The sequence below is a fragment of the Desulfitobacterium elongatum genome (genome assembly GCF_055378975.1).
Genome location: NZ_AP038772.1, coordinates 3,390,365 through 3,413,794, shown reverse-complemented (window position 1 = coordinate 3,413,794; position 23,430 = coordinate 3,390,365). Strand labels below are relative to the sequence as shown.

21 protein-coding genes and 1 pseudogene are annotated in these 23,430 nt (G+C 44.0%); 18 read left to right on the top strand and 4 right to left on the bottom strand.

Translation table 11 applies throughout. The features are described from left to right. Positions 1-212 precede the first annotated feature (212 nt). The 7 genes from ACZ42W_RS16125 to ACZ42W_RS16095 all read left to right on the top strand — a co-directional run bounded on the left by ACZ42W_RS16125 (position 213) and on the right by ACZ42W_RS16095 (position 6,385). Positions 213-356, top strand: coding sequence for a hypothetical protein (locus tag ACZ42W_RS16125; RefSeq protein WP_464166298.1), 144 nt, complete (start codon positions 213-215; stop codon positions 354-356). A 182-nt stretch (positions 357-538) separates the two neighbouring features. Beyond that, a complete protein-coding gene (locus ACZ42W_RS16120) occupies positions 539-1,528 on the top strand; it encodes a hypothetical protein (protein ID WP_464166297.1) in 990 nt (329 codons plus the stop codon). Positions 1,529-1,690: 162 nt separating this feature from the next. Next, positions 1,691-1,981, top strand: a complete 291-nt coding sequence (locus ACZ42W_RS16115) for a hypothetical protein (protein WP_464166296.1) — start codon at positions 1,691-1,693, stop codon at positions 1,979-1,981. Positions 1,982-2,571: 590 nt separating this feature from the next. Then, the gene (locus ACZ42W_RS16110) at positions 2,572-3,384 is read left to right on the top strand and encodes a MerR family transcriptional regulator (protein ID WP_464166295.1); all 813 of its coding nucleotides are present in this window, start codon (positions 2,572-2,574) and stop codon (positions 3,382-3,384) included. Between the two features lie 56 nt (positions 3,385-3,440). Next, the gene (locus tag ACZ42W_RS16105) at positions 3,441-4,118 is read left to right on the top strand and encodes a DUF554 domain-containing protein (RefSeq protein WP_464166294.1); all 678 of its coding nucleotides are present in this window, start codon (positions 3,441-3,443) and stop codon (positions 4,116-4,118) included. Between the two features lie 251 nt (positions 4,119-4,369). Further along, a complete protein-coding gene (locus tag ACZ42W_RS16100) occupies positions 4,370-4,561 on the top strand; it encodes a phenylalanine--tRNA ligase beta subunit-related protein (RefSeq protein WP_464171044.1) in 192 nt (63 codons plus the stop codon). Positions 4,562-4,693: 132 nt separating this feature from the next. Then, positions 4,694-6,385 carry a sigma-54 interaction domain-containing protein gene (locus ACZ42W_RS16095; RefSeq protein ID WP_464166293.1) on the top strand — a complete coding sequence of 564 codons (1,692 nt, stop codon included), beginning with the start codon at positions 4,694-4,696 and terminating at the stop codon, positions 6,383-6,385. Between the two features lie 148 nt (positions 6,386-6,533). Here the strand turns inward: ACZ42W_RS16095 and ACZ42W_RS16090 are convergent, their stop codons facing one another. Further along, on the bottom strand, positions 6,534-7,961 hold the full coding sequence (locus tag ACZ42W_RS16090) for a Na+/H+ antiporter NhaC family protein (RefSeq protein WP_464166292.1): 1,428 nt from the start codon (positions 7,959-7,961) through the stop codon (positions 6,534-6,536). Between the two features lie 647 nt (positions 7,962-8,608). Between ACZ42W_RS16090 and ACZ42W_RS16085 the strand changes: the two genes are divergently transcribed. The 3 genes from ACZ42W_RS16085 (at position 8,609) to ACZ42W_RS16075 (ending at position 12,063) form a co-directional block, all read left to right on the top strand. Further along, positions 8,609-10,345 carry an FAD-dependent oxidoreductase gene (locus ACZ42W_RS16085; RefSeq protein ID WP_464166291.1) on the top strand — a complete coding sequence of 579 codons (1,737 nt, stop codon included), beginning with the start codon at positions 8,609-8,611 and terminating at the stop codon, positions 10,343-10,345. A 3-nt stretch (positions 10,346-10,348) separates the two neighbouring features. After that, positions 10,349-10,681 (top strand): 2Fe-2S iron-sulfur cluster-binding protein, encoded by a 333-nt coding sequence (locus ACZ42W_RS16080; RefSeq protein WP_464166290.1) that lies wholly within the window; start codon positions 10,349-10,351, stop codon positions 10,679-10,681. 89 nt (positions 10,682-10,770) lie between these two features. Beyond that, the gene (locus ACZ42W_RS16075) at positions 10,771-12,063 is read left to right on the top strand and encodes an MFS transporter (RefSeq protein ID WP_464166289.1); all 1,293 of its coding nucleotides are present in this window, start codon (positions 10,771-10,773) and stop codon (positions 12,061-12,063) included. Positions 12,064-12,269: 206 nt separating this feature from the next. Here the strand turns inward: ACZ42W_RS16075 and ACZ42W_RS16070 are convergent, their stop codons facing one another. Continuing rightward, positions 12,270-12,524 (bottom strand): 3-methyl-2-oxobutanoate hydroxymethyltransferase, encoded by a 255-nt coding sequence (locus tag ACZ42W_RS16070; protein WP_464171042.1) that lies wholly within the window; start codon positions 12,522-12,524, stop codon positions 12,270-12,272. 75 nt (positions 12,525-12,599) lie between these two features. Continuing rightward, a complete protein-coding gene (locus ACZ42W_RS16065; RefSeq protein ID WP_464166288.1) occupies positions 12,600-13,388 on the bottom strand; it encodes a LuxR C-terminal-related transcriptional regulator in 789 nt (262 codons plus the stop codon). Between the two features lie 779 nt (positions 13,389-14,167). Between ACZ42W_RS16065 and ACZ42W_RS16060 the strand changes: the two genes are divergently transcribed. From ACZ42W_RS16060 to ACZ42W_RS16025, 8 genes and pseudogenes are all read left to right on the top strand, one after another. Then, entirely contained in the window at positions 14,168-15,577 is a 1,410-nt protein-coding gene (locus ACZ42W_RS16060) for an MFS transporter (RefSeq protein ID WP_464166287.1), read from the top strand. Positions 15,578-15,746: 169 nt separating this feature from the next. Beyond that, positions 15,747-16,505: a hypothetical protein gene (locus ACZ42W_RS16055; RefSeq protein ID WP_464166286.1), complete on the top strand. Its 759-nt coding sequence runs from the start codon at positions 15,747-15,749 to the stop codon at positions 16,503-16,505. 146 nt (positions 16,506-16,651) lie between these two features. Continuing rightward, a complete protein-coding gene (locus ACZ42W_RS16050) occupies positions 16,652-17,482 on the top strand; it encodes an SDR family NAD(P)-dependent oxidoreductase (protein ID WP_464166285.1) in 831 nt (276 codons plus the stop codon). A 127-nt stretch (positions 17,483-17,609) separates the two neighbouring features. Continuing rightward, positions 17,610-18,122 (top strand): hypothetical protein, encoded by a 513-nt coding sequence (locus ACZ42W_RS16045; protein ID WP_464166284.1) that lies wholly within the window; start codon positions 17,610-17,612, stop codon positions 18,120-18,122. Positions 18,123-18,277: 155 nt separating this feature from the next. Next, positions 18,278-19,165: a 3-methyl-2-oxobutanoate hydroxymethyltransferase gene (locus ACZ42W_RS16040; protein ID WP_464166283.1), complete on the top strand. Its 888-nt coding sequence runs from the start codon at positions 18,278-18,280 to the stop codon at positions 19,163-19,165. 202 nt (positions 19,166-19,367) lie between these two features. Beyond that, a pseudogene (locus tag ACZ42W_RS16035) lies at positions 19,368-19,565 on the top strand (helix-turn-helix transcriptional regulator); the annotation flags it as partial. 502 nt (positions 19,566-20,067) lie between these two features. Next, a complete protein-coding gene (locus tag ACZ42W_RS16030; RefSeq protein WP_464166282.1) occupies positions 20,068-21,660 on the top strand; it encodes an FAD-dependent oxidoreductase in 1,593 nt (530 codons plus the stop codon). An 80-nt stretch (positions 21,661-21,740) separates the two neighbouring features. Beyond that, the gene (locus ACZ42W_RS16025) at positions 21,741-22,136 is read left to right on the top strand and encodes an FMN-binding protein (protein ID WP_464166281.1); all 396 of its coding nucleotides are present in this window, start codon (positions 21,741-21,743) and stop codon (positions 22,134-22,136) included. Between the two features lie 207 nt (positions 22,137-22,343). Here ACZ42W_RS16025 and ACZ42W_RS16020 read toward each other — a convergent pair whose 3' ends face one another. Continuing rightward, positions 22,344-22,901, bottom strand: coding sequence for a TetR/AcrR family transcriptional regulator (locus tag ACZ42W_RS16020; RefSeq protein ID WP_464166280.1), 558 nt, complete (start codon positions 22,899-22,901; stop codon positions 22,344-22,346). Positions 22,902-23,430 lie beyond the last annotated feature (529 nt).

The following is a 23,430-nucleotide window of genomic DNA, read 5'->3' as shown; positions in this document are numbered from 1 at the left end:
TTTGGCATAATTATTGCAATTTAAGAATGCGAAAGACCGCTGGACTCATTTGCTGTTAAAAAATTAACTGGGAGGTGATGCACTAATATACCGCATTAATGCTGATTGATGGCTGGGAAGAACGGTGACGCCCAAAAGCCTTATGAGACGTTTCCCGAAGTCATTCATTGAAAGCAAATTCCAGTGGCAAATTTAACCAGAGGAGGAAAAGCATGATTAAAGCAGATGTCGTCATCATCGGCAGCGAAGGCGCCGGAGCAATTGCCGCGCTGAAGGTTAAGAAACTTGGCTATCAGCCGATGATTCTGACAAAAGGTAGAATCTCCAAATGCGGAGCTAGCTCACCGAAGATGTAGTGCTTGAGCCCTACAATTTAACGGTCGTTTTACGTGACCTGACGGTGATGGCTAAAGAAATCGAAGCATAATTTTCGCGAATTTCAGTTTATAATGATGTGGAATTGCACATATGAAGGTGGACCTTACAATAAATTGAACACTGCCAAAAAAATTATAAAAAAAAATAAAGGGGTTTAAAAATGGAAGAAATTAGAGTCATTATTTATGGTGTTGGCGGCATTGGAAGCAGCATCGTCAAAGCCTTAAACAATAAAACAGGTGTCAAGATCGTCGGCGCCGTCGATCCCTTCAAAGTAGGCAAAGATGCCGGTACTGTCGCGGGAATAAATCCTATCGGCATCAAAATTGTCAACGATCCCATGGAACTCATCAACAACAACGTGAAGGCGGATGTTGCGATCGATGTCGGTAGCCCCGTAAACGCCAAGGCTACTTTTGAGCGCATGCAGTGGGCCATCGAGAACCACATGAACGTTTTGGTTGCCTGTGCGGAGACCTCCAATATGTGGTATACGGATCCCGAGACGGCCAAGGAAATCGACGAGATGTGCAAAGAATACAACGTGACCTATTTCGGTATCGGTGCTCTTCAGGTCTTGGAGCGCCTCATAATCACTCTGACAGAGGGAAGCACCGACATAGAGCGCATTGAGACCACCCACCATGCAGATACCACTGCATTCAGCGCGGAGTCCAAAGCTGCGGAGTACGGCATCACCCTTACCAAGGAGCAGTATGAACAGGGCTGCGCCAACGGCACGGTAAAGGATAAGGAAGAGCTTAAGGACACCATCCCTTATATTTGCGGCTATCTGGGCTGGAAGATTGACAACGTCACTCTGGACAAGAATGTCTTAATCAACGACGAGGGCATTATCTATGGCTTCAACGGCACGGTGAGAGGCTATGAAAATGGTGTATGCAAAATCGCCATGACCGACGAGATGATGGATGATCCCAAACACGAGTACTTTGACCATATCTATATCAAAGGCACTCCGATGGTCGACTGCACCATCCACTATACCCCCGATCGCGGTTTCGTCTCCACGATAGCCCCCCTCGTCAACGGGATTCCAAGGATTATCAATATGCCAGCGGGTTACGTTAACACCTTGTCCATTCCAGCATGTAACATCATTATGGACGATTACAGGAAACACGTCTGAGCCGGTACGATACTGGTAGAGTCGCATGTACCTGACCCGGTAGGTAACCTCGCATGATTAGTTTATAGCATCTGAGACGGACGCATGTACCGAGGCTTTTTCACAAAGGCTAAGGTACACGCGTCAATGTCAATCGCCAACGCACCGTAGGAGGAACATATAATGAAAGTATGTATTTGCGGCAGTGGCAACCAAGGCACTGGCATGGCAGGGTTGCTGGCCCAAAGCGCTAAGAAACTTTTAGTCGTTGAGTTGGACCAAGGTCAGCTGGCCCGTTTGGTTAAGGATTCAATCTATGGACAAACTGTGCCGATTGAGCCTATGTATCGACCGGGTATTGGCATAACCAGCGAAGAGATAGTGGAAGTAGTGCAAAAGTTGATTGCTGTATCAGTAACCAAGCCACTTTCCAAACTATGGACGCGAAATTTTATCCTAAAACTGTTTGGATAGAGCAACCTCTTAATTTCCTCATTGGTCATTTTTGCTGCGACATCGTATTGAAGTTTACAATTCCGGCAGCGTTTCTGAATTTCTCCGACTGTGGATTTGCCGCATTTTACACTTTTAACAATATCTCATTGAGAATAACCCTGCTCTGTGAGTCTCAAGATTTCTATGATTTTCACTGGTTCTTCGCACCTCATCTTCTTCCTCCCGTACACATAGTGACTTTATTGTACAGAAGTTCATTTTTCTCAGGTGCCAATTTTATTGGCCGGATATTGCGAGAGAAGTGGCCGCATGTGACAAGAACTTTGGCCGGATGTCACAGGATTGCTCGACGAATGGCGCAAGAATATTCAGACGAATACGGTTTAAAGGGAAAATGAGGCGGGTCAATCACTATATGTAATGTTTTTGGAGTAAAAAATGGGCTGAAAAAATGCGTTATTGACATTGAGCATCTGGGGATCTATTCTTGATTTTTTTGAAATAGAATGTGAGAATGAAGAAGAATTAGTTTTTTATAAGCATGTCAAATAGGAATTTAATGTGAAGATTTATATAACGTGCAGATAAGTCTAAAAACGGAGGATATTATGAATGAATTGTTTTCAATAGGAGAAATTTCTAAACTTTTTAATATAGATGTTCGTCTCCTTCGTCATTACGATAAGATATCTTTACTAAAGCCCGAATTCGTCAATGAAGAAAACGGATACCGTTATTATTCCACACGTCAATTTGAATGTCTGAATACAATTCATTATCTTCGATCTTTAAATATGCCTCTGCCCAAAATCCGTGAGTTTTTTGAAAATCGTGATGATAAGAAGATGCTTGAAATTCTCAGGGAGCAAAAACGGCAAGTTGAAGAAGAACGCAAACAACTGGATCGAATCGAAAGGAAAATTGAAAACAGGTTACTGCAAATTGAAGATGCCTTTCAAACCGAATTCGATAAAATAGAAGAGCGTACCCTAAAGGACAGAGAAATAGCTGTACTAAAAAAAGAGCTTTCCATTTCGGACGATCTGGAACAACCGATCCGTGAATTGGCAAAACGCAATTCACTCCACGCCGTGATGTTTCTTGGAAAAGTAGGTGTTTCCATTTTAAGCGCCAATCTTCAAAGAGGTAACTTTGATAAATTTTCTGCCGTTTTTGTCGTCATTGAACCGGAGGATAACTGCCATGAGAACTTATCGTGCTTGCCGGGGGGCAATTATCTGACTTTGCGCTTAAAAGGTACACATAAAGAAGCGGAGGCTTCCTATATCAAAATGCTTCAATATATGAAAGAAAAAGGGTATGTGCTGGCAGGAGATTCCTTTGAGTTTGCTTTGATTGATTACGGACTTACCAACGATCCCTCGAAATTCATCACCGAGATCCAAATTCCATATAAATAACCTTGACCCTCCAACTATTGGAGGGTTTATTATTATATGATGAAGGGGGTTATGTTGTGATAGGTACTATTGTAAATACTCTTGCAATTCTAATCGGCAGTATGATTGGTGGAAGCATTAAAAAGGGCATCGGGGAAAAATATCAAAACACATTGTATAACGCTATGGGACTTGCTGCATGTGGCCTGGGAATAAACGCGATTGTCCAAAGCATGCCTAAAAGCACTTTTCCCGTATTGTTTATCATCAGTTTAGCAATTGGCAGTTTGGCTGGCTCTATTATAAATTTGAATGACCGATTTGAGAGGCTCACAAAGCGTTTCTCCAAAGGGAATTTGGGCCAAGGACTCTCTACCGCCATATTGCTATTTTGCTTCGGAACGTTATCTATCTTAGGGCCTATGGAAAGCGCACTTCATGGCAACCACACTTATTTGTATACCAATGCGACGTTGGATTTCGTTACGTCACTGGTTTTAGCGTCTGTGTATGGCATTGGAATTGCTTTTTCTGCGGCAGTATTGTTTTTATGGCAAGGCAGTATCTATCTTTTTTCAGGATATCTATCATCTTTTCTGACTGCTGAATTACTCAATGAAATCTCACTGATCGGCGGATTCCTGATTTTGAGCTCCGGGCTTTCGATTTTGAAAATCAAGGATTGCAATGCGCTGAATATGCTGCCCGCATTATTTGTACCGATTGCTTGGTTTATCATAAAAGCAATATTATAAAATCCAAGGGGAAACTTATTTTGAATTTTATTGTTGAACCATCGGTTTTCAAACATTGAAAGGTGTTTGTTTTGCAGTCGTTAAGGCATCAGGTATTGATAATACACAGGAGATACCTGAAATTGAAATGCTGCTGCAAAAGCATCAATTTCTGCGAAGCTTATTTCGAAAACAAATCCGTTAAGCATGCGAAGAAATAAATTGCTATTGTGGCGCTTTTCAAGAAATTTAATATAAACCCCGATAAATATATGTGTTCCATAGAAGCTTTGTTGACCCGTATAGCCAAGAAAAAAGGAATGCCCTCTGTCAACTCTGTTGTCGATTTGGGGAACGCTGTTTCATTAACGTACAAGGTTCCTATGGGCGCCCATGATCTCAAGGGTGCTTTTTTTTATACTCCTTTTTATGACCATCTCCCCTTAAATTGTTCCAACAGATAAGTCAGTCTGGATGACATAATTAAATCGTCCGGGAGGAAAACAGGAAAATAAGATTTTCCGAAGAACAGTTTATTAGGTATAAAATATGGGGTAAGGTCATTTTAACCATACTATTTGGAAGGAGCATACATTATGGGGAAGGCAAAAGAAAACGAATGGCAGACCCTTGCAGATCTTGTTCCTTGCGGCATCATTATCGCCGATAACAACAATATTCCATTATTCATTAATTCCGCTGCAGCACATTTATTAAATACTTCTATATTAAATAATGATAATATCACCGAATTGCTTTCATTAATAAAAGGAAAAGAACCCTCAACATTAGTTATTAATGACAAGGCTATATCTGTTCAACAATTTGATAGCATTCTATCAGATAAAACAAATAAACTTTTCTGTATTCAGGATCAAACTGAATACCTAAATGACAAGAACGAACTATTTATTTATAAATCATACTTGGACTCTATAACTGATCAAGGGATCATGGTCATTGATGAAAATGAAAAAATTATTTTGTTTAATACACCCGCTGCAATTTACGATAATATGCCAAAGAGTATGGTTTTAGGTAAGAATTTTAAGGATGTATACCCGGATCATGAGAACAGTGCTATTCTAGAAACCTTAAAAACCGGTAAAGCTGTCTTGGATAGTACAATGACCTATACGACCAAACAGGGCAAAAAATGCGTTATCCTCGGCTGCTCTTACCCTATCAAAAAAGATGGTAAAACTATAGCGGCAATTGCTGTAATAAGATGGCCTGATAGTATTAGTAGATTGATAAGCAAGACTATAGAGCTTCAAAACCATTTTTTCAAACAACATAATAAGAACCAAAACAATACATCTTTCTCTTTTGAAGATATTATCGGTAGTAGTTCGGCTGTTAAAGCAGCTATAGACCAAACCAAAAAAGCCAGCTTTAATTTACTTCCTGTCCTAATTTTCGGTGAAACGGGAACCGGCAAGGAATTATTCGCCCAGAGTATTCACAATGCAAGTCCTCACAAAGATGGCCCTTTCGTCGCCATAAACTGTGCTGCTATTCCGGATTCTCTTTTAGAAAGCATTTTATTTGGTTCAACAAAAGGGGCATTTACCGGTGCCGAAAATATTACCGGTCTATTTGAGCAAGCAAAAGATGGCACCCTTTTTCTTGATGAATTAAATTCAATGCCCATTAACCTGCAAGCCAAAATATTACGCGTTCTGCAAGAAAAATCATTTCGCAAATTAGGCGCCAAGACCGAAACCCCTACTAATTGCAGAGTCATCACATCTATGAATAAGCCTGCACACGAATGCATCAAAGAAAACAAGTTAAGAGAAGACCTCTACTATCGTATTTCGACCATCACCATTAATATCCCGCCTTTGCGTGAACGAGAAGGCGACATAGTATTATTAGCAAAATACTTCGTACAGAAATGTACATCGGAATACGGCTTACCTCCAATTAAAATCCTCCCTGATTTTATAGAAGCTCTTAACCAATATACGTGGCCCGGCAACGTACGTGAACTCCAACACACCATTGAGAGTGCCTTAGTTATGCTGGAGACTGGCGAGGATTTATCCTCATACTATCTCCCACAACACTTAAGTAAATTATGCGGGGAGGAATATGAGTCAATACCACATATGGTAAATCCTAACGTTACACTCAGAGAAACACTTGACAGTATTGAAAAAGATATAATCATACGTACCTTAATTAAGAATGACTGGAATATTTCTCACTCTGCTAAGTCTCTTGGTATCAGCCGTTCCAATCTTCAGTATAGGATGCATCGCTTAAATATCAATAATCTGTAAAGTCCAAGCTCTGACGACACCTTTCCCGGTTAATTATAATACAGGCGCTTTACGATGCTTGGTTTACCCCGCATCACAAAGCGCCGCATTCTGTACAGCCTAAGTTATATATTTCATTACAGTAGTTGAATGATATGATACAGTCTTTCTAAGCAGTGATGTCTTGTTTGGCGCTCTCAGGAACCAGCTTGAGATTCCCGATGCTCAGGAAGCTTAAGACTATGATAATGATAGGTAAAAGGGTAAATAATAGGGCATAAGGGGCAAATTCCAATGCGCTCACGCCTAAGACGCTGTAAATAAACATGGCCAACACAGACCAGGGAGTAAGATAGCCGGTTAGCTGCGCACAGGCCATAGCAATCGGGCCGATCATTCTCGGGTTATAGCCCGCTTTGACGTAAGGATCGCGTGCCACGTCCGAAGTTACGATAACAACACTATACGGTTCGCAGGTAACCAGACCGAAAAATATCCCAAATATAGTTGTTACCACCGCGAGAGGTCCGGCACTTTTAGCCCCCTTGAAGGCAGTCTCCTTCACCACTTCGAATACGCCCATTTCCTCAAACAGGGCTACGCAGGCCAGGATCAACACCAGGAAAGTACAAGCTCCGATCATAGTGACAATGCCGCCGCGGTTCAAAAGTGTACTGATAACGGGGGGGAAATTCACATCGGGCATCAGGACAGCAGTAGAGAACCCGCTGTATGCTGTGTTGATCACTTTGGCAACGGGGAAACCCTGCACCACGACCCCGAGAATGAGGGCCAAGATGCCGGAGCCATATAAGATGAATAAGGTATTAACTTTCTTGATTGACAATATGATGGCCAGAACGATAGGCAGAATCACCACCGGATTGGTGTTGAAATTATCCCTTATGCTGGCGACCAAGGTATTAACATCGTCCAAACCACCCGTGGCTGCTGAGCCGCTTCCCATAATAAAATAAAAAATGGCGGAAATAACAAAGGCAATGCCAAAGGGAAGCGAGAAATCCTTCATAAACTTATAAATGTCAGTATTGTTGGCTGAGGCGGTTAAGTTTGGCAAGTCCGCCACGGGAGATATATATTGCCCCATATTAGCGCCGCAAACGACGGCTGCGGCCGCTATCGCCGGATTCATACCCTGCACTGTGGCCATACTGAACATAACGAGACCCAGCGTACCCAAGGCGGCGAAACTGGAACCGATGGCGAAGGCCAGAATAGCTGGCAGGACTAAACATAACAGCAGCGCTAATTTCGGAACAACCAGGTTGCTCAACCAGGAAACCAAAACAGGTATAGTGCCGGAAACCATGAGACTGCCGATTAAAAAGCCAATACCCATTAAAATAAGAATAAAAACGCCCATGGATCCGATTTTGCGATTCATAGCCTCAATCATGGCCTTGATGCTTATATTGCAGCGCCAGCACATAAACATAGCAAACGCAATGGAGAAAACAAGCATAATATTAACATCCATCTTCAATATAACACTTCCGCCACAGATAACGACGAGCATAAATACGATTGGCAGGTAAGCCTCAAATACGCTGGGTTTACGAACTACCTTTTCGACCATTAGATCAACTCCTTATTTGTATTCAGACAGCCGGCCATGAGTTTCTTTATCCCTCCTTTGAATCCTCCCTCTCACACTAAATATGGGGTGTTTCTGTCTATTAAGTTATAAGTTCGTCAAACCTCCTTCCCGGATTCTGAACAAGGAGCTCAGGCAAACAAGCATCTGCCTTTAATAAATGCAAGATGTATGCCATTCTCGCTTTGAAACATTGCTGCTTGATAAGCGGTTAAAACCAAGCATTTCAGTTATATCATGACTCCAGACAAAGGGATTCGGCAGGGTTTAACCAACACTTAGAGGGAGAAGTGCCTAATAATGGGCACATTGATTTATTGGATACAATTATCAATCTAAGCAAAATTTTGTGAAAATTATATCAATAAGCTGCCTAAAATTCGGCAGCTTAGATCAGATAGAATGCGTTACTAGCGTGGGAAAGTGCCTAATATTAGGCACTTTTATTAAAAAACATCTGGATCACGTTAAATTTATCAAGAATTATGGGCCATAATTATCTTAATGTTCTGGTATATCTGTGAATTTTGAACCTGACTAAAAATCTGGCACGTCAATTGCAATAGGAGAATTACACATGCCCATTGGGGGGCATAACTTCCATGGGCACACAAAAAAGGAGGGATAATATGCTCAAAGCAGACATCATCATTATTGGAAGCGAGGGCGCAGGCGCCCGTGCCGCATTGGAAGTCAAACGCTTGGGGTTAGAACCCTTGATTGTTACCAAAGGCATGATTGGTAAATGCGGCGCTACGGTTACGGCCGGAGCGGATATCGACGTGGATTCGAGAAGCATCAAGGAAGTACTGGGACTCAATGGAGACATCAGGGACAGCAAAGAACAGTTCTTTAAGGACACGGTCAGCGGAGGACGCTATCTCAGCAATCAGAAAATTGTTGAAAACCACGTGGAACGCATCCCGGGGATCGTTAAGGAATTTATGGATTGGGGTATGAGGTTCGATCGAGACCCAATCCATGTAGCAGGTCATACCTATCCAAGAGGCGTCATGACCAGCGGCATGGAAATCATGCGTGTTTTGGCCAACCAGGTCAAAAAGGCCGGCATCCCCGTCTATGAACACTTCATGGCCACAGATCTGGTAAAAAAGGATGGAAAAGTGGTCGGGGTTGTAGGTCTTGACCTCTCAACAGGTGAATTTGTCGAGATCGGCGCCAAAGCTGTAATCCTGGCCACCGGCGGCGGTATGCAACTGTATCCGTATTCCACAGCGCCGGACGAGCTTACAGGTGATGGCCATGCTATGGCGTTTCGGGCAGGAGCGGAATTCATAGACGCGGAAATGATACAGTTTATGGGAGGCACTTTAATGGAGCCTCCTGCTATGGCAGGTCACTCTTTCCCGTATTGCTTCGGACCTGATGCCGGTGGTTTGGATGTGAGAATGTTTGATAAGTTTGGCCATCGTTTTATGGAAAAAGTAGATCCTGTGAATAAAGAGCACGTAACGCGTGATGTTCTGGCCCGCGGTATTATGAACGAGGTCTTCGAAGGGAATGGCTCCCCTGCCGGCGGCGTTTACTATTCCATCAAACATCTTCCCGATAATCTGGTTGATAACTGGCCGAAAGCAAAAGGACACATGGTTTCAGACGATTTCACCTTCATGGGCTTCAGTTTTAAGGAACTGGTAGATGAAATGAAAAAGGGCAGGGCCATTGAGGTAGGCGTTGCCAGCCATTTCTTCTGTGGTGGAGTCAGGGTGGATGAAAAATGCGTAACTTCTGTACCGGGCCTCTTTGCCGCCGGTGAGGTCACTGGTGGAACCAACGGAGGGAACCGTCTGAGTGGTAATGCCCTCACACAGGTTTTTGTCCAAGGTATAATTGCTGCAGAAAGTGCTGTTGACTTTGTTAAAGGAACTACCTTTGAGGACTTCCCCAGGGAAGAAATAACTCAACTTCGCAACCGCGTAATGGCCCCAATTGAACGGAAGGGGACAAACACTTTCGAAATCAAGAAAGCGATCCAGAAACTTGCCTGGGACAAAATGTGCGTTATTCGTACTGAAGACTCCCTGATATCAGCACTTACAGAACTCGATGAATTCAAGAAACAACTTCCTCTTATTGGATGCATGACCAAAAATAAGGTATACAACAGAGAGTGGGTCGAAGCATTGCAGGTTGAAAGCCTGATTACGTTGGCCGAGATTGTTGCCACCAGCGCACTGCTACGTAGAGAAAGCCGTGGCGTGCACAACAGAAAAGATTTCCCGCTGCCGGATAACAAGTACTTGATCAACAAAAATATCATCATCGAAAATCTGAACGGAAAAATAGCCAGCTCATTTGCACCGGTCATAATCACGTCCCTAACCCCGCCAAAAGAGGAGGCCTAATATATGTCTGATGAAAAGAAAATTGTTAATGTAAAAGTGTTCAGATTTGATCCTGCAACTGACCTAGAACCTCATTATGATACCTTCCAGGTCGAGACGCAGATTGGGTATAGCGTATATAATGCGCTTAGGTACATTGGCGATAATTTAGATCACACCCTGACGTTTTACGCGTCCTGCCGGATTGGCCAATGCCAGGGCTGTTTGGCAAAAATTAACGGAAAGGTAGGCCGTACTTGTACGACCATGCTTACCGACGATGTTGTCTTAGATCCGCTTGATCCAAAAAACGTACTAAGAGATCTCACACCTAAGTCTAAAAAAGTCGTAGAATAGTATGTTTGTATGGGCAAACCACCCGTCCGGCCGGTGGTTTGCCCAAGCCCTACAAAGCTTAAAAATCAAGTAGGAGATATTCTGACAAAATGTTATTTGACGATTTTTCATTAACCCCTTATTTAAAAAAGATGATTGCATTTTCCAGTGGTGGTTATTTTCTGGATGGCTATCTCATGACGATCATTGGCTTAGCTCTGGCCAGTATAACTAAAGAACTTCGAATGGATGCTTATTGGATGGGGGCGCTCGGAGCAGCGGCTCTTATTGGAATGTTTTTTGGTGGTATTTTAGGCGGATACATAACTGATAAATATGGCCGTCAGAAGATGTTTGTCTATAATCTCATAGCTATAATAATCCTGTCCTTATTTCAGGCGTTTGCGGTTACACCAACGCAACTGTTCATCGGCAGGTTACTGATCGGAATTGTGATTGGAGCTGACTATCCAATTGCAACCAGTTTAGTCATTGAATTTTCACCTAGAAAAATCAGATCTACCACTATAGGAGTTGTAACATCGGTTTGGATGTTGGGTGCTGTTGCTGCGGACTGTATGGGTTATCTTTTGGGTGATAATTGGAGGATGATGTTGGGAAGTGGAGCAATTTTTGCTGCTATACTTTATCTGGGACGAAGGGGAAGTCCTGAATCTCCTCGTTGGTTGATGAATAAAGGCCATATCAATGAAGCCCGTGCTGTTGTAAAACAATTGTATGGTGCTGATGTTGAATTCAATATGCAAGAAAAAGTAGTACCAACCAGATATGGGAAAATATTCTCTCGCCAATATCTAAAAAGAACATTATTTATTGCGATTACCTGGGGCGTTCAAAGCATACCCTTTTATTGTTTCTTCACTTTTGCTCCGATAGTTTTAGCTGCCTTGGGTATCAGCGGGAGCGGGGAGGAGGCTATCAAAGTCGATATCGTAATCAGTACGATGTTTTTTTTAAGTACTGTTTTTGCGATATGGTTATGTAAATTGATAGGTCGCCGGCCATTGATGATTTTCTCCTTTGTGGTATCTACGGCGGCATTGTTCGCGCTTGGAATCCTTCCAAACAGCGGTGGACCCATCATAATAATGATAATGTTCCTGGCTTATGCAATTACTAATGGTCTCTCCGGTATACTTCAAGTATTATATCCAAACGAACTATTCCCCACTGAAATACGAGCTTCAGCGGTAGGCTTTGGAACAGGCGCCAGCCGACTTGGCGCTGCTGTTGGAAACTATTTGATGCCTGCTTATATGATGTCCCATCCTGTTGGAACCTTAATGATGCTAGGCGCAGGGGTTTCTTTGGTCGGCCTTTTAATAAGTATTGCCTGGGCTCCGGAAACAAAAGGGATGACACTTAGCGAATCAGGCCGCTAATAGTTAGTCGTGAGGGTAGGATTATGCCTTGGAACGGGTTCTAAAGCTTGCTATATGTTCAGGCATACAGAAACGATTTGCCTGATGGAGATGGTATAAGGCCTTACAAATGACGATGGCAACATGGATATTATGAGAATTGCCTCATGCAGTAAGCATGAGGCAATTTAAAGTGTAAAAAAGTCTTTATCAAATGAGAATGTTAATCAATACTTTTGTTCCAAAGCGTTCATGAATTTGTCGAGTTCTGCCTCATTCATAGGATAGGCCATCTTCTCTTCAGGGTATCCGCCACTTCGCACGTCATCGGCGAAAGCTTTATATGCGCCAACGCAGAATTTAATCAGTTCTGCGTATACCTTGACGTGACTTCCCGCTTTGTCCGGCGGCATCATGTCAAAAAGGTCATAATGAATTAATTCAGAACCATCAGCGTCACCGCCGCCGGCTGCAACTCCAATAACGGGAGCACGCAGTTTCTTGGCGACAGCATTGGTTACTTCACGCGGAACATTTTCTATGGTTGAGCCCGGGATTCATAGAAAATTATTTCGATTAAAGTTTGTATTGTTTTGAAAATAACCAAATAATGCGATGATTAATTCTTGACGGTTAGCTACATTAAGCTTCGTATGAATATTGGCAATATGCCTGTATGTAGTTGACAGGCTTATGAATAATTTGTTGCTTATGTTATTCGGATTTACTCCATTGTATAGTAATTCAGCTATTTCATGTTCTCTCTTAGTAAGAGGAATTTTAACTTCTGGATTTTTTTTATAAGAAGTGTTCGTTACTACAGAAACAAATGAATTTCTGAGAAGGTTCTGTATATGAGGGTGGACTATACTAATCATTCCTATCTCTTTATCTTGAAAGCTGGTACAACTGGTACGGTCAAAACAAAAAATACCTTTCCCGAAAGTGTCGCCGTAAAGCGTAAAACCTAAGCTGTGTTTTATTTCCTGGGGTTTGATATAACAAGTAACAAATTCATCAATCTTGTGGTTAGCCCAATCAGTTACAGAACCGTGGATATCCGGATTGGAACATTTACGGTTGGTAAAAATCGAATATCGACTGTTTTCTATTTTGGAATAATATGAGAGATATTTCTCACTCCATCTTTGTTCCACTCCAAATAAAATCTCATTACTTATTTGTCCATTGTTGTTGATGATATAGATACGAGCTTTATCATATGGCATTAGCGCATAGATCTTATCCATCACCTGCATGCAAAATTCCTTGGGTTCCCGGGAATTCTCTATATCAAGTAAGAAATCATGAATTTTCAACCATTGCAATTGATTTAATTGAATCATGGAAGTTAATCCCTCCTTATTTACAAAAGAATTAAACCATTATTCGAAAATCAACAATTATTGCAAAGTGAGTTGGATGATTCTGTAATTCTAATTATAACAAAAGATTGAGAAGATTCAAAAACATTTTGCGACCCAAGCTAAAATAATCACATGGTTTTTAACAATATACAGTGGCAAACATGGTATTTTCTTAACCGCCAGCTGGGTTCGGAATAAATTGCATATATAGCCTCTGTGTCTATTTTGCAGGCTTTTATTGTAAGTCTCAAATATTTGAGATTTAGGCTCCTATTTGCCTAATTTTAGCTAAAAAAGGATATGCCTTCCACTACCCCAGATTACATAGTTCTATGTATAGAACATTAGTCAGAAGAATTTTATAATTAAATTATCTCAAATTGATCACCAAAAAATACCAATATGAAAGGGGCAAATTAGATGGCAGAAGCAAGCGCACCCAATATAATCATTGCACCAAAAACCAAGATCTAAAATCAGATTTATAACGTGGTGGGAGAGGCCAAAGTAAAGTTCATCGGAGCAATACATACGGAAACTACTACGGAGATTAAAGAAATATCGAAAACGAGCCCGAGAGCACCCGTGACAGATCCGGATGATGTTGCGCGAGTTGTTTATATGATGAAACAATAGGAATAAGCGACTTTATGCATGGCGCTGGTTTTGTTACTGATGGCGGAGCAAGATTGTTCATTCAGAAATATTAGACTTCCATTCCTTAACAGGAGAAAAGTATTAGAAAGGGAGTTTTTTTAATGAATCCATTCCAAACTGCGTCAAGTGGAAAGAAAATGATGACGGTGATCGGCGTTTACATCGCGATGATCACGTCGATTTTCATTTCCTCCAGTAGCTCCATACTGCTCCCAGTCGCTGCAAAAGAAATCGGAGGGTTGGATTATTATCCTCTGGCAACGACACTCGCTAGCTGTTTGTCTATCGCCGGGATGCCTCTGTACGGTTTTATCGCCGCTAAGAGTCCTTCCTCAAAACGCGTGCTTGGCGCTGCATCCTTCCTCCTCGCCGGTGTCATCATCTTTTCTCGTGGTTTAGCTGGTAGCATGTGGACTATCGTCATCCCCTCCGTTTTCCTGGGCTTATACAGCCCCGCGATCTATGTCCTCGGTTATTCCACTATCCGTGATATGTATGACCCGAAGCAGGCCGGCGTCTTCCTCGGCCTCGCAGGCACGATGCAGAGTATTGGCATGCTCATTGGCGGCCCCTTGGTCGGCGGTCTGGTGCAGGCGGCTGGCTGGCGTGTCCCATTCTTCGTGATTGGGCCGTTATTCCTGATCGCCGGCATCTTGGTCTTCTTTGGTGTTAAAGTCTCGAAAGAAGAAACAAAACAAATGGTTTCTACATCAGCTTCGTTTGACTTCCCCGGCGCGCTTGCAGTCGTCGTCTTCCTTGCCACATTTGTTCTTGCTCTTTCGCTTGGCAAGCTTGCACCGTTTGGCGGAACTCTTAACAACATCTTGGTAGTAATTGCGGTGGTTGCGCTGATTGCTCTGATTATTGTCGTCGTCAAAAAAGGAGCCAATGCCATCATCCCCTCTACAGTTCTTAATGATGGGAATACGCTTTCCCTCACAGCTTTCAACTTCTTGTCTAACTTCTCAGTAATGGCGCTCTTCTTCTTCCTGCCCCTTTACGCGTCTTACGTCATGAAGCAGCCCCCCGCAATGGCTGGGCTCATCATTACTTGCATGTCGGTTGTCGGACTGTTCATGGGCCCGATCTTCGGCCGTATGATCGGTAAAGCCGGCAACGCCCGCTTCGTTGCACTTTTTACAACAGCCATCAGAATTGTCGTAACCGCTGCTTTCATTATTTTCCTCAAACCCACGACTTCAATTTATCTTGTCTTCGCGTTTATGCTGGTGCTTGGTTTCTCCAGCTCCGGTGGAGGCGTTGTTCCCGCAGTCGGACCGCAGGTTCAGATTGCTCCTGAAAAGCGTCAGTTAGGTAATGCCGTCGTTTCGCTCGGCTCCGGCTTTGGTTCGACAATAGCTATTTCGATTTACACAATGGTTATCGGAGTTGCCGGTGTTATGGACGGCATGACAACGTCCTTATATATTGCATTGGGTGCAGCTGTCGTTGCCTTCTTCACGAGCCTGCCGCTGAAGAAGCTGGTAGGTCCTTCAGAAACAAAAGGCTAAACACTTATAGGCATAGCATAAATGCTGTACCTCGTATGTTTTCTTCCTATTGAACCAGTTTGATACGAGGTACAGCATAAGATGTCAAAGAATAGTTTAATGACAACTTCAACTTACATATTAATCAAAGGAATATAGATGTTGGCACATTGTATAAAAGGAGGATATTATGAATGCCATTACATTATGCATGTCCAACCCCATAAGTGAATGCCGCGCAGATGAAATGAATAACTGGTATACCGCGGAGCATGTCCTTACTTGCATGTTGATGGACGGTTCCATTGCTGTTCAGCGTTTCAAACAGAGCAAGTTCCAACCGAAAGATGCATATCTGGATTTCAGTGTAATTGCAGTTTATGAGCTTTTTGACCTCGAAGCGTGGACGAGCGTGTGCTACGCCTGGGGTCGCGATCCTCACAAGATGCCGGTGTCATCCGCTTTCGGCAACTTCTGCGAGAATTTCTGGAAGCCGGGCGTCATGGTTGACGACTTCGCCGATTTTGCCGACTACGAGGGTGACAAGTCCGTCCTGCTCGTGAAGTTAGAGTCCAAGGGTGACAGGAAACCTGACGAGTTCTTTACAATAGAAGTACTGAAAAAGTTTAGAAAATTTGAAGGCTTCAAAACGGCTCATCTGCTTGAGACGGCTGGTACCAATCCTTCTCTGTCGAATTTAGGCGATTCTTCGACTCATATGCTGGTTGGTCAGCTCAGCAGTTCCTACTTTGCCAAGGTCTCCTGGGACACTTTCGTCGACGAGAACCCCGAGCTGAAGGAGCTATTCAATATGCGCGCCGTCATCTACGACCCGATCATGCCTCGTACAAAGGCTTGCGACGTGCTGAACGATCCCATTTCTCAGTCGCTCTTCACAATCACCCGTCAGCTGATAAGGCTTCAGCTCCCCTGGGGCGATAAGGGCTGATTAATTGTCATTTCTAGCTTTTGTTGATAGAAAGCAGGTCGTTGTTGAAGAAGCGCTGGCCGTTCAGTCCCTGCTTTTGCCAGTTCCTCAAATTCGCTCAAGAGCGCGATGTAAATTATTTATGATATTGAAAGGAAGTGCTTACTATGGCTAACAGATTGAATGGGAAAATCGCTATAGTTACCGGTGCCGGAGCCGGCATGGGCAAAGCAACTGCTCTGGAATATCTTCGTGAAAACTGTAAAGTTGTTGCAATGGACAATAAAGGCGACCGTCTGGGCGCTCTGCAGAAGGAAGTTGAGGAAATGGGCCTTGCGGCAAACCTAGTAACCTTTACTGGCAATATTACAAGCAATGAAGACTGCGACAAAGCTGTGGAGGCAGCTGTTAAAGCTTTCGGCTCCCTCAACGTACTGACACACTTCGCTGGCTGTATGGACTATTTCGCCACTGCTGAAGAAGTGACGGACGAAGACTGGGACAATGTTATTGCAATCAATTTGACCGCTTCAATGAGGATTTCCCGTGCTTGCCTGAAGTATTTCCTTCCTAACGAAATCAGGGCAAGTATGATATTGGTCACCTCCAACGGCGCAGTAGAAGGCAACACTGCCGGTGTTGCATACATAGCCTCCAAGGGCGGTTCTGAGTCCCTGGCACAGTGCATGGCATTCGAATATGGCCGTAACGGAATCCGCGTTAACACCATTCAGCCCGGTCCCTTTATGACCGCGATCAGCAGCGATCCTGCGTGGGGTGCGAAGGCCATGGCCAACAAAGGTGCCGCAATCCATCGTGGTAGCGGCTACAACAAAAGCTCTCGTGACTGGATTCTGGCTGGAGAATGGGTCACAGAAAGATATGTTGCAGCTGATCCTAAGCACATCACAGGCGGCGCAGTATATCTTGCAAGTGATGAATCTGCATTCATGAATGCAGGCACGCTGAAAATCGACGGCGGTATCTGCCTCGGTTAATTTAAACTACCCCCGTTCCCGATGGGGAGGAGCCTGGGCCTATTCGGGTGCTCTAGCGGCGGATATGCAGGCATGACCAGTCGGTTAAATATAGAATGGACTTCTAATAGAAGGAGAAAAAGCACAGATGCCGATGATAGCAGTGAAGAACTACAAGGGCGTTGAAGTGGAGCGAGTTAAAAACGCGCCGTCCGCCAAAAACGCAGAAATGCAGATGAAGGACGCGATCATCGATAAGGTCCTGGAAGCCAATGACATCGAGGTTCCGCAGGATTTGGTCGACAATGAAGTCACAATGATGGTCATGGAGCTGAAACATAAGACGAAATACGAGAGCATGGTGTCCGGCGGGTATTTCGACTTCATGCAGGATGATATGGCCGATCGTATGGAAGAGTTCAGAGAAGAAGCCTTCAAGCTGGTGAAGACCAGACTGGTGCTCAAGGGAATCATTGAAGCAGAGAACTTTGAAGTAACCAAAGAAGATCTGGAGGAAGAGGCGAAGGCCATATCTGTTCGGCAGCAAATGCAGATCGAGGTGGTGAAGGATTTTCTCGGCGAGGATCTGGAATCGCTGAAAGATGATTTGCTGGTAAGGAAGGCAATCGACTTTGTCTATGCCAACGCTGTAATCAAATAAGGGACGCTGCTGCCGCCTGTGTGCCGAGGATGACCCACAAAAACTACATAGATCTGTGAATTTTGCTTTCAGAAGTTTTGTGTATTCTATTTATGGTTGACCTATCGTTGAGACGATATTGGTAAACATTTTATTAATTGAAAGGAGATACAATAATGACAGAAGAAAAGAATGAAATTGAGATCAAATCGGAGGACAAAAATGTTAAGTCGTCCAAGATGGTGAAAGGCCGCAAGTCCATCGCCTATCTGCAGAAGCGCAAGGACGAGGGCATCCCCATCGTCCAGATGTGCCCTGCCAACAGAGACCAGTTTTTTACTATGGCCGCTGAGATGGCCGGTTGCGACATCTGCCGCCTGACTGTTCCCGCCGAGAATATGGTAATGTCGATCGCAAATGCACCATGGTGGATCCGCACCGTCCGTAACGCCGCGAAGCTTATCCACATCAACTTCGTTATGCAGACCCCGACCTTCGCCTCCAAGGAAAAAGCTTTGGAGTATGGCTCCCAGTACATGTACGAAGGCGCCGACTCCCTGCTCCCCATGGGCGTCAACAATGAGACTCTAAAGTATATGGCTGATAACCATCTCGTGGTCTTCGGTCACGTGGGCGCGCTGTCCGGCTGGCAGACAAGCAGACATGGCGGCTACAAGCGTCTGGGTCAGACAGCTGAGGACGCCATGAAGGTCTTCCGTATGGCTTATGAGTATCAGGAGAACGGCATGATGGCCATGACCATCGAGCTGACTCCGATCGAAGTCACCAACGCCATCGCCAAGAAGCTGCGCGTGCCCGTGATCTCCATCGCCGCAGGCGGCGCCGCCGACGGTTGCGAGATGGTCGACTTCGACACCTTCAACATGATGCCCTCTCTGGCCTCTCATGCGAAGGTCTATGGTGACTTCTTTAAGTGGGCCGCTGGCGCATACAGCGCCTGGGCCAACGATGTCCGTACCGGCGGATATCCCGAGGATAAGCACGGCTTCCACATGGAAGAGAAGGAGCTCGAGAAGTTCCTGAATGCGATCGAGAAGATCTGATTTTCGCCCCTGTAGCAAAATTCTTTTTGTATAATCTTTTTACCTGTAACCATTTTATACATGAATAAATGTAAGGGATTCAAAGCTGCGGAATAACTGTTACTCTAGAGTACACGATAGTGATTATCTTGCTTAATGTCGAGTTACGAGTTAATTTTTATTTAATATCTCGACTCTCAACTCTTCCATCCCTTTTCAGGGCGACCGTTGTGATAGGGACGGCAAATGCTACCCAGCAATTGGTACCATCGCCAGGGAGCTGAAGCTGTCCCGCAGCACCGTTAAGCGGGCGTTGTCCGACCTTGAAAAGAGCGGACGTATTCGAAAGGAACACCGGTGGAGAGAAAATGGAGGAAAGAGCAGTAATATGTTTTATTTAATTCAGGAAGATCCCAACTAAGTCCGTAGAAAATAACCTTCCCGCCAGGGGGAAGGTCTATTCTTTTTATGAACCATGAAAGGGAACTCCCCACTCTAAGAATATTTAACCTCAGAAAAAGAACAACAATAAGGTATTCAATATGAAAGGGTTGAGTTCAAGTGTTTTCAGCACTTGTCTCAACCCTTATTTAATACGGCGTTCTAAGCCTACTTATATGTTTGCTCTCTTAGATTAGATGTCTTTTATATATCATTATATTCCGTTTCCACTTTATACCATGAACAAATGATGTCAGTTTGTTCATTGGAATTGAATCCTAAACGCTATACTAGTCCTAGTGACGATTCTAACAAAGTTGCCGGAATGTATTCAGCTAACATTTAGTTTCTCCATCAAAACCATGACCCAAAAGAGGGGGCTTAAGAGAAATCAGCATTGTTAAGGAGGTGACTAAAAAAAGCGGAAGAGGAATCAATTGCACATGGCTTTTGAACGATTAATTTAAAAGGAGAGATCAGTTATGAGCAGTAGTAATATTTCCCGGCGTGGTTTTTTGAAGGGAGCGGCCGCGGGAGCCGTCGGTGTGGCGGCATTGGGGCTTGCAGGTTGTGCGCAGTCTGTCGAAACCAGCTCTAAAACGCCCGTAACCGAAGCGCCCAAATCTCTCCCGGATCTGTCTGGAGCAAAATACCAGGCGGATGTAGTGATAGTAGGCGGCGGAGGCACTGGCCTGGCGGCTGCGATCGAAGCCGCGAGTGGGGGGGCAAAAACGCTCGTTCTGGAGGTCAATGCGCTTTTGGGCGGCAACAGCCTCGCGGCGGAGGGAATCTGCGCTATCAACACCAAATATCAAAAAGCGATGGGATACAAATACGACCTTGATGAGATGTACCAGCATAAGATGGAATATTCCCACAACCGCGCCGACCGTCGTTTGGTCAAAAATTTCCTTTTGAGCACCGTCGAGCAAATCGAATGGCTGGAGGGCATGGGCGTAAAGTTTCATGAAAAAGTATCAGGCTTTGGTAAATATCAAACACAACATTTATACGTCGGCCAGGGCAAAGCGATGATCAACAATGCCTTGGTTCCGCGCGCGGAAAAGCTTGGAGTCCAATTTTTGAAGGAAACCCAGGGAATGCATCTGTATAAGCAGGACGGCAAGGTCGTGGGTGTCCTGGCGAAAGGTAAGGACGGCGAGTTTCCAATCAAGGCCAAAGCCGTTATTATTGCTACCGGCGGTTTTCTGCAGAATCGCGAATTGGCCAAGGAACTGACCGGTCATGATACCGACCGTATGTATATTAACTCCATGCCAAATCACATGGGAGACGGGATCAAGATGGCCTATGAGATCGGTGCCGATAACGGCGGAGCGACCACCATCGGGTATTATTGGGCCGCTCTGGAGGGCATAAATCACGGCAGCCATATGAGCGTGGCCGCCTGCAATGAGCCGTATTTCTGGATTAATCAAGATGGCGTGCGTTTTATGGATGAATCCTTCATATTGAAAAAGCCTGCCGAGATGTGCAACGTCATGTTGAACCAGAAGAAGATGTACTCCATCCTGTCCCAAAATGAAATCAACAGGCTCATGAAAGAGCCATGCACTGTAGGGTGGGGTTCCTATGTCTTTAGAGGGTCGGTGCTGACAAACATCCAGTCGGAATTAGATAAAGAGTTGGCCAAAAATCCTTCCAACATCTTCAAAGCGGACACCATCGCGGAGCTGGCCAAAAAGATTAAGATTGACCCTGCGGCGTTGCAAACCACGATCGACAATTATAACAAGATGGTGGAACAGGGCAAAGATACCGAATTAGGAAAGGACGCGCCATTTATGCGCAGGGTTGAAGGCGGCCCCTTCTACGCCTTTGATTTGAAAATCCACGGATCCAACACCCATGGCGGCATTCGGATCTCCCCTGAATTCGAAGTTCTTGACACTAATTATGACCGGATTCCTGGCCTTTATGCCGCAGGCTTGGATTGCTCGGGTCTGCATGGCGATACCTATGACTTTAACATTTCGGCTACCTCCCAGAGTTATGCCTTATACTCGGGCAGAAACAGTGGCAAGATCGCAGTTAAATATGCAACAAAAGCATAACACTTCGCTCACCCCGGAAACTTTAGGATACAAGTTAAGAGATAAAGCAAATCACCGTTAATAGGAAAAGGAGCTTAGCAATGAAAAAAACTAAATTTGCACTCGTTTTAACCTTGTTACTTGTTATGGTTATTGCCGCGGGATGCGGCTCTACAACACCGGCCTCGGCCGAGAAGCCGTCTGAAAATGCCGCCAAAGCAACAGCCACCTATAAAGACGGTACCTATGAAGGTACCAGTGACGCGGGAAAACATCCGGGCTTAAAAGTATCCGTAGTTGTGAAAGATGGGAAAATCGCATCTGTTAAAGTGACTGAACACGAAGAGACGGAAGGGATTGGCACCCTGGCCATTGAAAAGCTTCCCTCATTAATTGTTCAGTCCCAATCGGCGGAAGTGGATTCAGTGTCCGGAGCAAGCCTAACTTCAGGCGCCATTAAGGAAGCGGTAACGAAGGCTCTGGCACAAGCCAAATAATAGGGTAATAACACCTTGTGAAGTTTTACTAAAAGGAACTATTTATGAAAGAGCATCGCTTCTGCTATGCTCTTTCTCATTAACTTGCGGGGGTGAAACCGCTATGCCATCTTTTCACAAATATTATATTGTATCACGTCAATATTAAAGGATTGAGTTCAAGTGCTTCCAACACTTGTCTCAACCCTTGTTTAATGAGGTGTATAGTTACTTTCCATGTCTGTACTGACTTCTATAAAACGGTAAATTCATCAGATCCACCAGTCGGTCAACATCGAGCTTCGCATCTGTTCTAATCCAGTGCTGGAATATGCTTAAATCGCCTATGGCGGCATATTCAAGGGTTGCATTGTCCCATGGAAAACCCATAACATTATGTTTTTTGACAGCATCCATCCAGATAAAGCGCTGCACCTTGCTGCTGAAAGCAGGGTCACCTTTGGGATTGAGGAGGATGCTGAACCAGGGGAGATTATCCTTGACCCTGCAAAATTGGGACTTTACCGATGACCGATACCACAGATATTTGTCCGTTCCAGCCAAGTAGGTATGCGATGACGAAAGCTGCTCCAAGTCTCCAAGCAATTCATCCTCTATCTCTTTTACCAGGCTGTTTAGATTCTCATAACGCAAATAAAAGCTGCCTCGGCTGATATTGGCTTTTCGGGATAGGTCCGAAACGGAGATGCGGGCAATTCCCCTTTCGCAGCACAAAGCGAGAAATGCATCTTTGATTAATTTCTCAGCATTACTGTCTGTCTTCAATCAGATCAGCTCCTACTCTTTTCTTAAAGGGCAAAAACAGATTGATGCAAGGCTCAGGAACTAAAGAAATCGAGGACGTTGTTCGAGAAATAAAGCACTATTTCAAACAAATCATAAACAAATTGTAAACAATAATCGCTCGTTTGTTCATGAGGTCACATAGATAAACCTTTACTAAGTGTATGATACTGGCTTTTCATGGTAATTTCAATAGTTGCTTTAGATTTACCAAGAGGTGCGGTTTCCCATTTGTGAGCGTTGCAACAACATCATCGATGATGTTGATTACATATGGACTGCTTGCAGGAGCTGGTTTAGGCTTATGTGGTTCTGTGACTACCGTAACAGCAATCAAATGGTTTCTATTTGAAAATTGAACTCTTCCTACTTTAATTATAACATACAAAAAATTGTAAACGTAGACTATTTCTTCCCATTTGCTACTGCTATAATGCAATAGCACGTTAATGCGATTTGTTGGAGGGGTATATGGAATATATGTAAAAGGCACATTATAGGCTAGTACAAT

What these genes read in the sequence shown, in the direction of transcription:
- ACZ42W_RS16125 (WP_464166298.1), top strand. Translation starts at nt 213, where the DNA reads ATGATTAAAGCAGATGTCGTCATCATCGGCAGCGAAGGCGCCGGAGCA.
- ACZ42W_RS16120 (WP_464166297.1), top strand. Translation starts at nt 539, where the DNA reads ATGGAAGAAATTAGAGTCATTATTTATGGTGTTGGCGGCATTGGAAGC.
- ACZ42W_RS16115 (WP_464166296.1), top strand. Translation starts at nt 1,691, where the DNA reads ATGAAAGTATGTATTTGCGGCAGTGGCAACCAAGGCACTGGCATGGCA.
- ACZ42W_RS16110 (WP_464166295.1), top strand. Translation starts at nt 2,572, where the DNA reads ATGAATGAATTGTTTTCAATAGGAGAAATTTCTAAACTTTTTAATATA.
- ACZ42W_RS16100 (WP_464171044.1), top strand. Translation starts at nt 4,370, where the DNA reads ATGTGTTCCATAGAAGCTTTGTTGACCCGTATAGCCAAGAAAAAAGGA.
- ACZ42W_RS16095 (WP_464166293.1), top strand. Translation starts at nt 4,694, where the DNA reads ATGGGGAAGGCAAAAGAAAACGAATGGCAGACCCTTGCAGATCTTGTT.
- ACZ42W_RS16090 (WP_464166292.1), bottom strand. Translation starts at nt 7,961, where the DNA reads ATGGTCGAAAAGGTAGTTCGTAAACCCAGCGTATTTGAGGCTTACCTG.
- ACZ42W_RS16085 (WP_464166291.1), top strand. Translation starts at nt 8,609, where the DNA reads ATGCTCAAAGCAGACATCATCATTATTGGAAGCGAGGGCGCAGGCGCC.
- ACZ42W_RS16080 (WP_464166290.1), top strand. Translation starts at nt 10,349, where the DNA reads ATGTCTGATGAAAAGAAAATTGTTAATGTAAAAGTGTTCAGATTTGAT.
- ACZ42W_RS16075 (WP_464166289.1), top strand. Translation starts at nt 10,771, where the DNA reads ATGTTATTTGACGATTTTTCATTAACCCCTTATTTAAAAAAGATGATT.
- ACZ42W_RS16065 (WP_464166288.1), bottom strand. Translation starts at nt 13,388, where the DNA reads ATGATTCAATTAAATCAATTGCAATGGTTGAAAATTCATGATTTCTTA.
- ACZ42W_RS16060 (WP_464166287.1), top strand. Translation starts at nt 14,168, where the DNA reads ATGAATCCATTCCAAACTGCGTCAAGTGGAAAGAAAATGATGACGGTG.
- ACZ42W_RS16055 (WP_464166286.1), top strand. Translation starts at nt 15,747, where the DNA reads ATGAATGCCATTACATTATGCATGTCCAACCCCATAAGTGAATGCCGC.
- ACZ42W_RS16050 (WP_464166285.1), top strand. Translation starts at nt 16,652, where the DNA reads ATGGCTAACAGATTGAATGGGAAAATCGCTATAGTTACCGGTGCCGGA.
- ACZ42W_RS16045 (WP_464166284.1), top strand. Translation starts at nt 17,610, where the DNA reads ATGCCGATGATAGCAGTGAAGAACTACAAGGGCGTTGAAGTGGAGCGA.
- ACZ42W_RS16040 (WP_464166283.1), top strand. Translation starts at nt 18,278, where the DNA reads ATGACAGAAGAAAAGAATGAAATTGAGATCAAATCGGAGGACAAAAAT.
- ACZ42W_RS16030 (WP_464166282.1), top strand. Translation starts at nt 20,068, where the DNA reads ATGAGCAGTAGTAATATTTCCCGGCGTGGTTTTTTGAAGGGAGCGGCC.
- ACZ42W_RS16025 (WP_464166281.1), top strand. Translation starts at nt 21,741, where the DNA reads ATGAAAAAAACTAAATTTGCACTCGTTTTAACCTTGTTACTTGTTATG.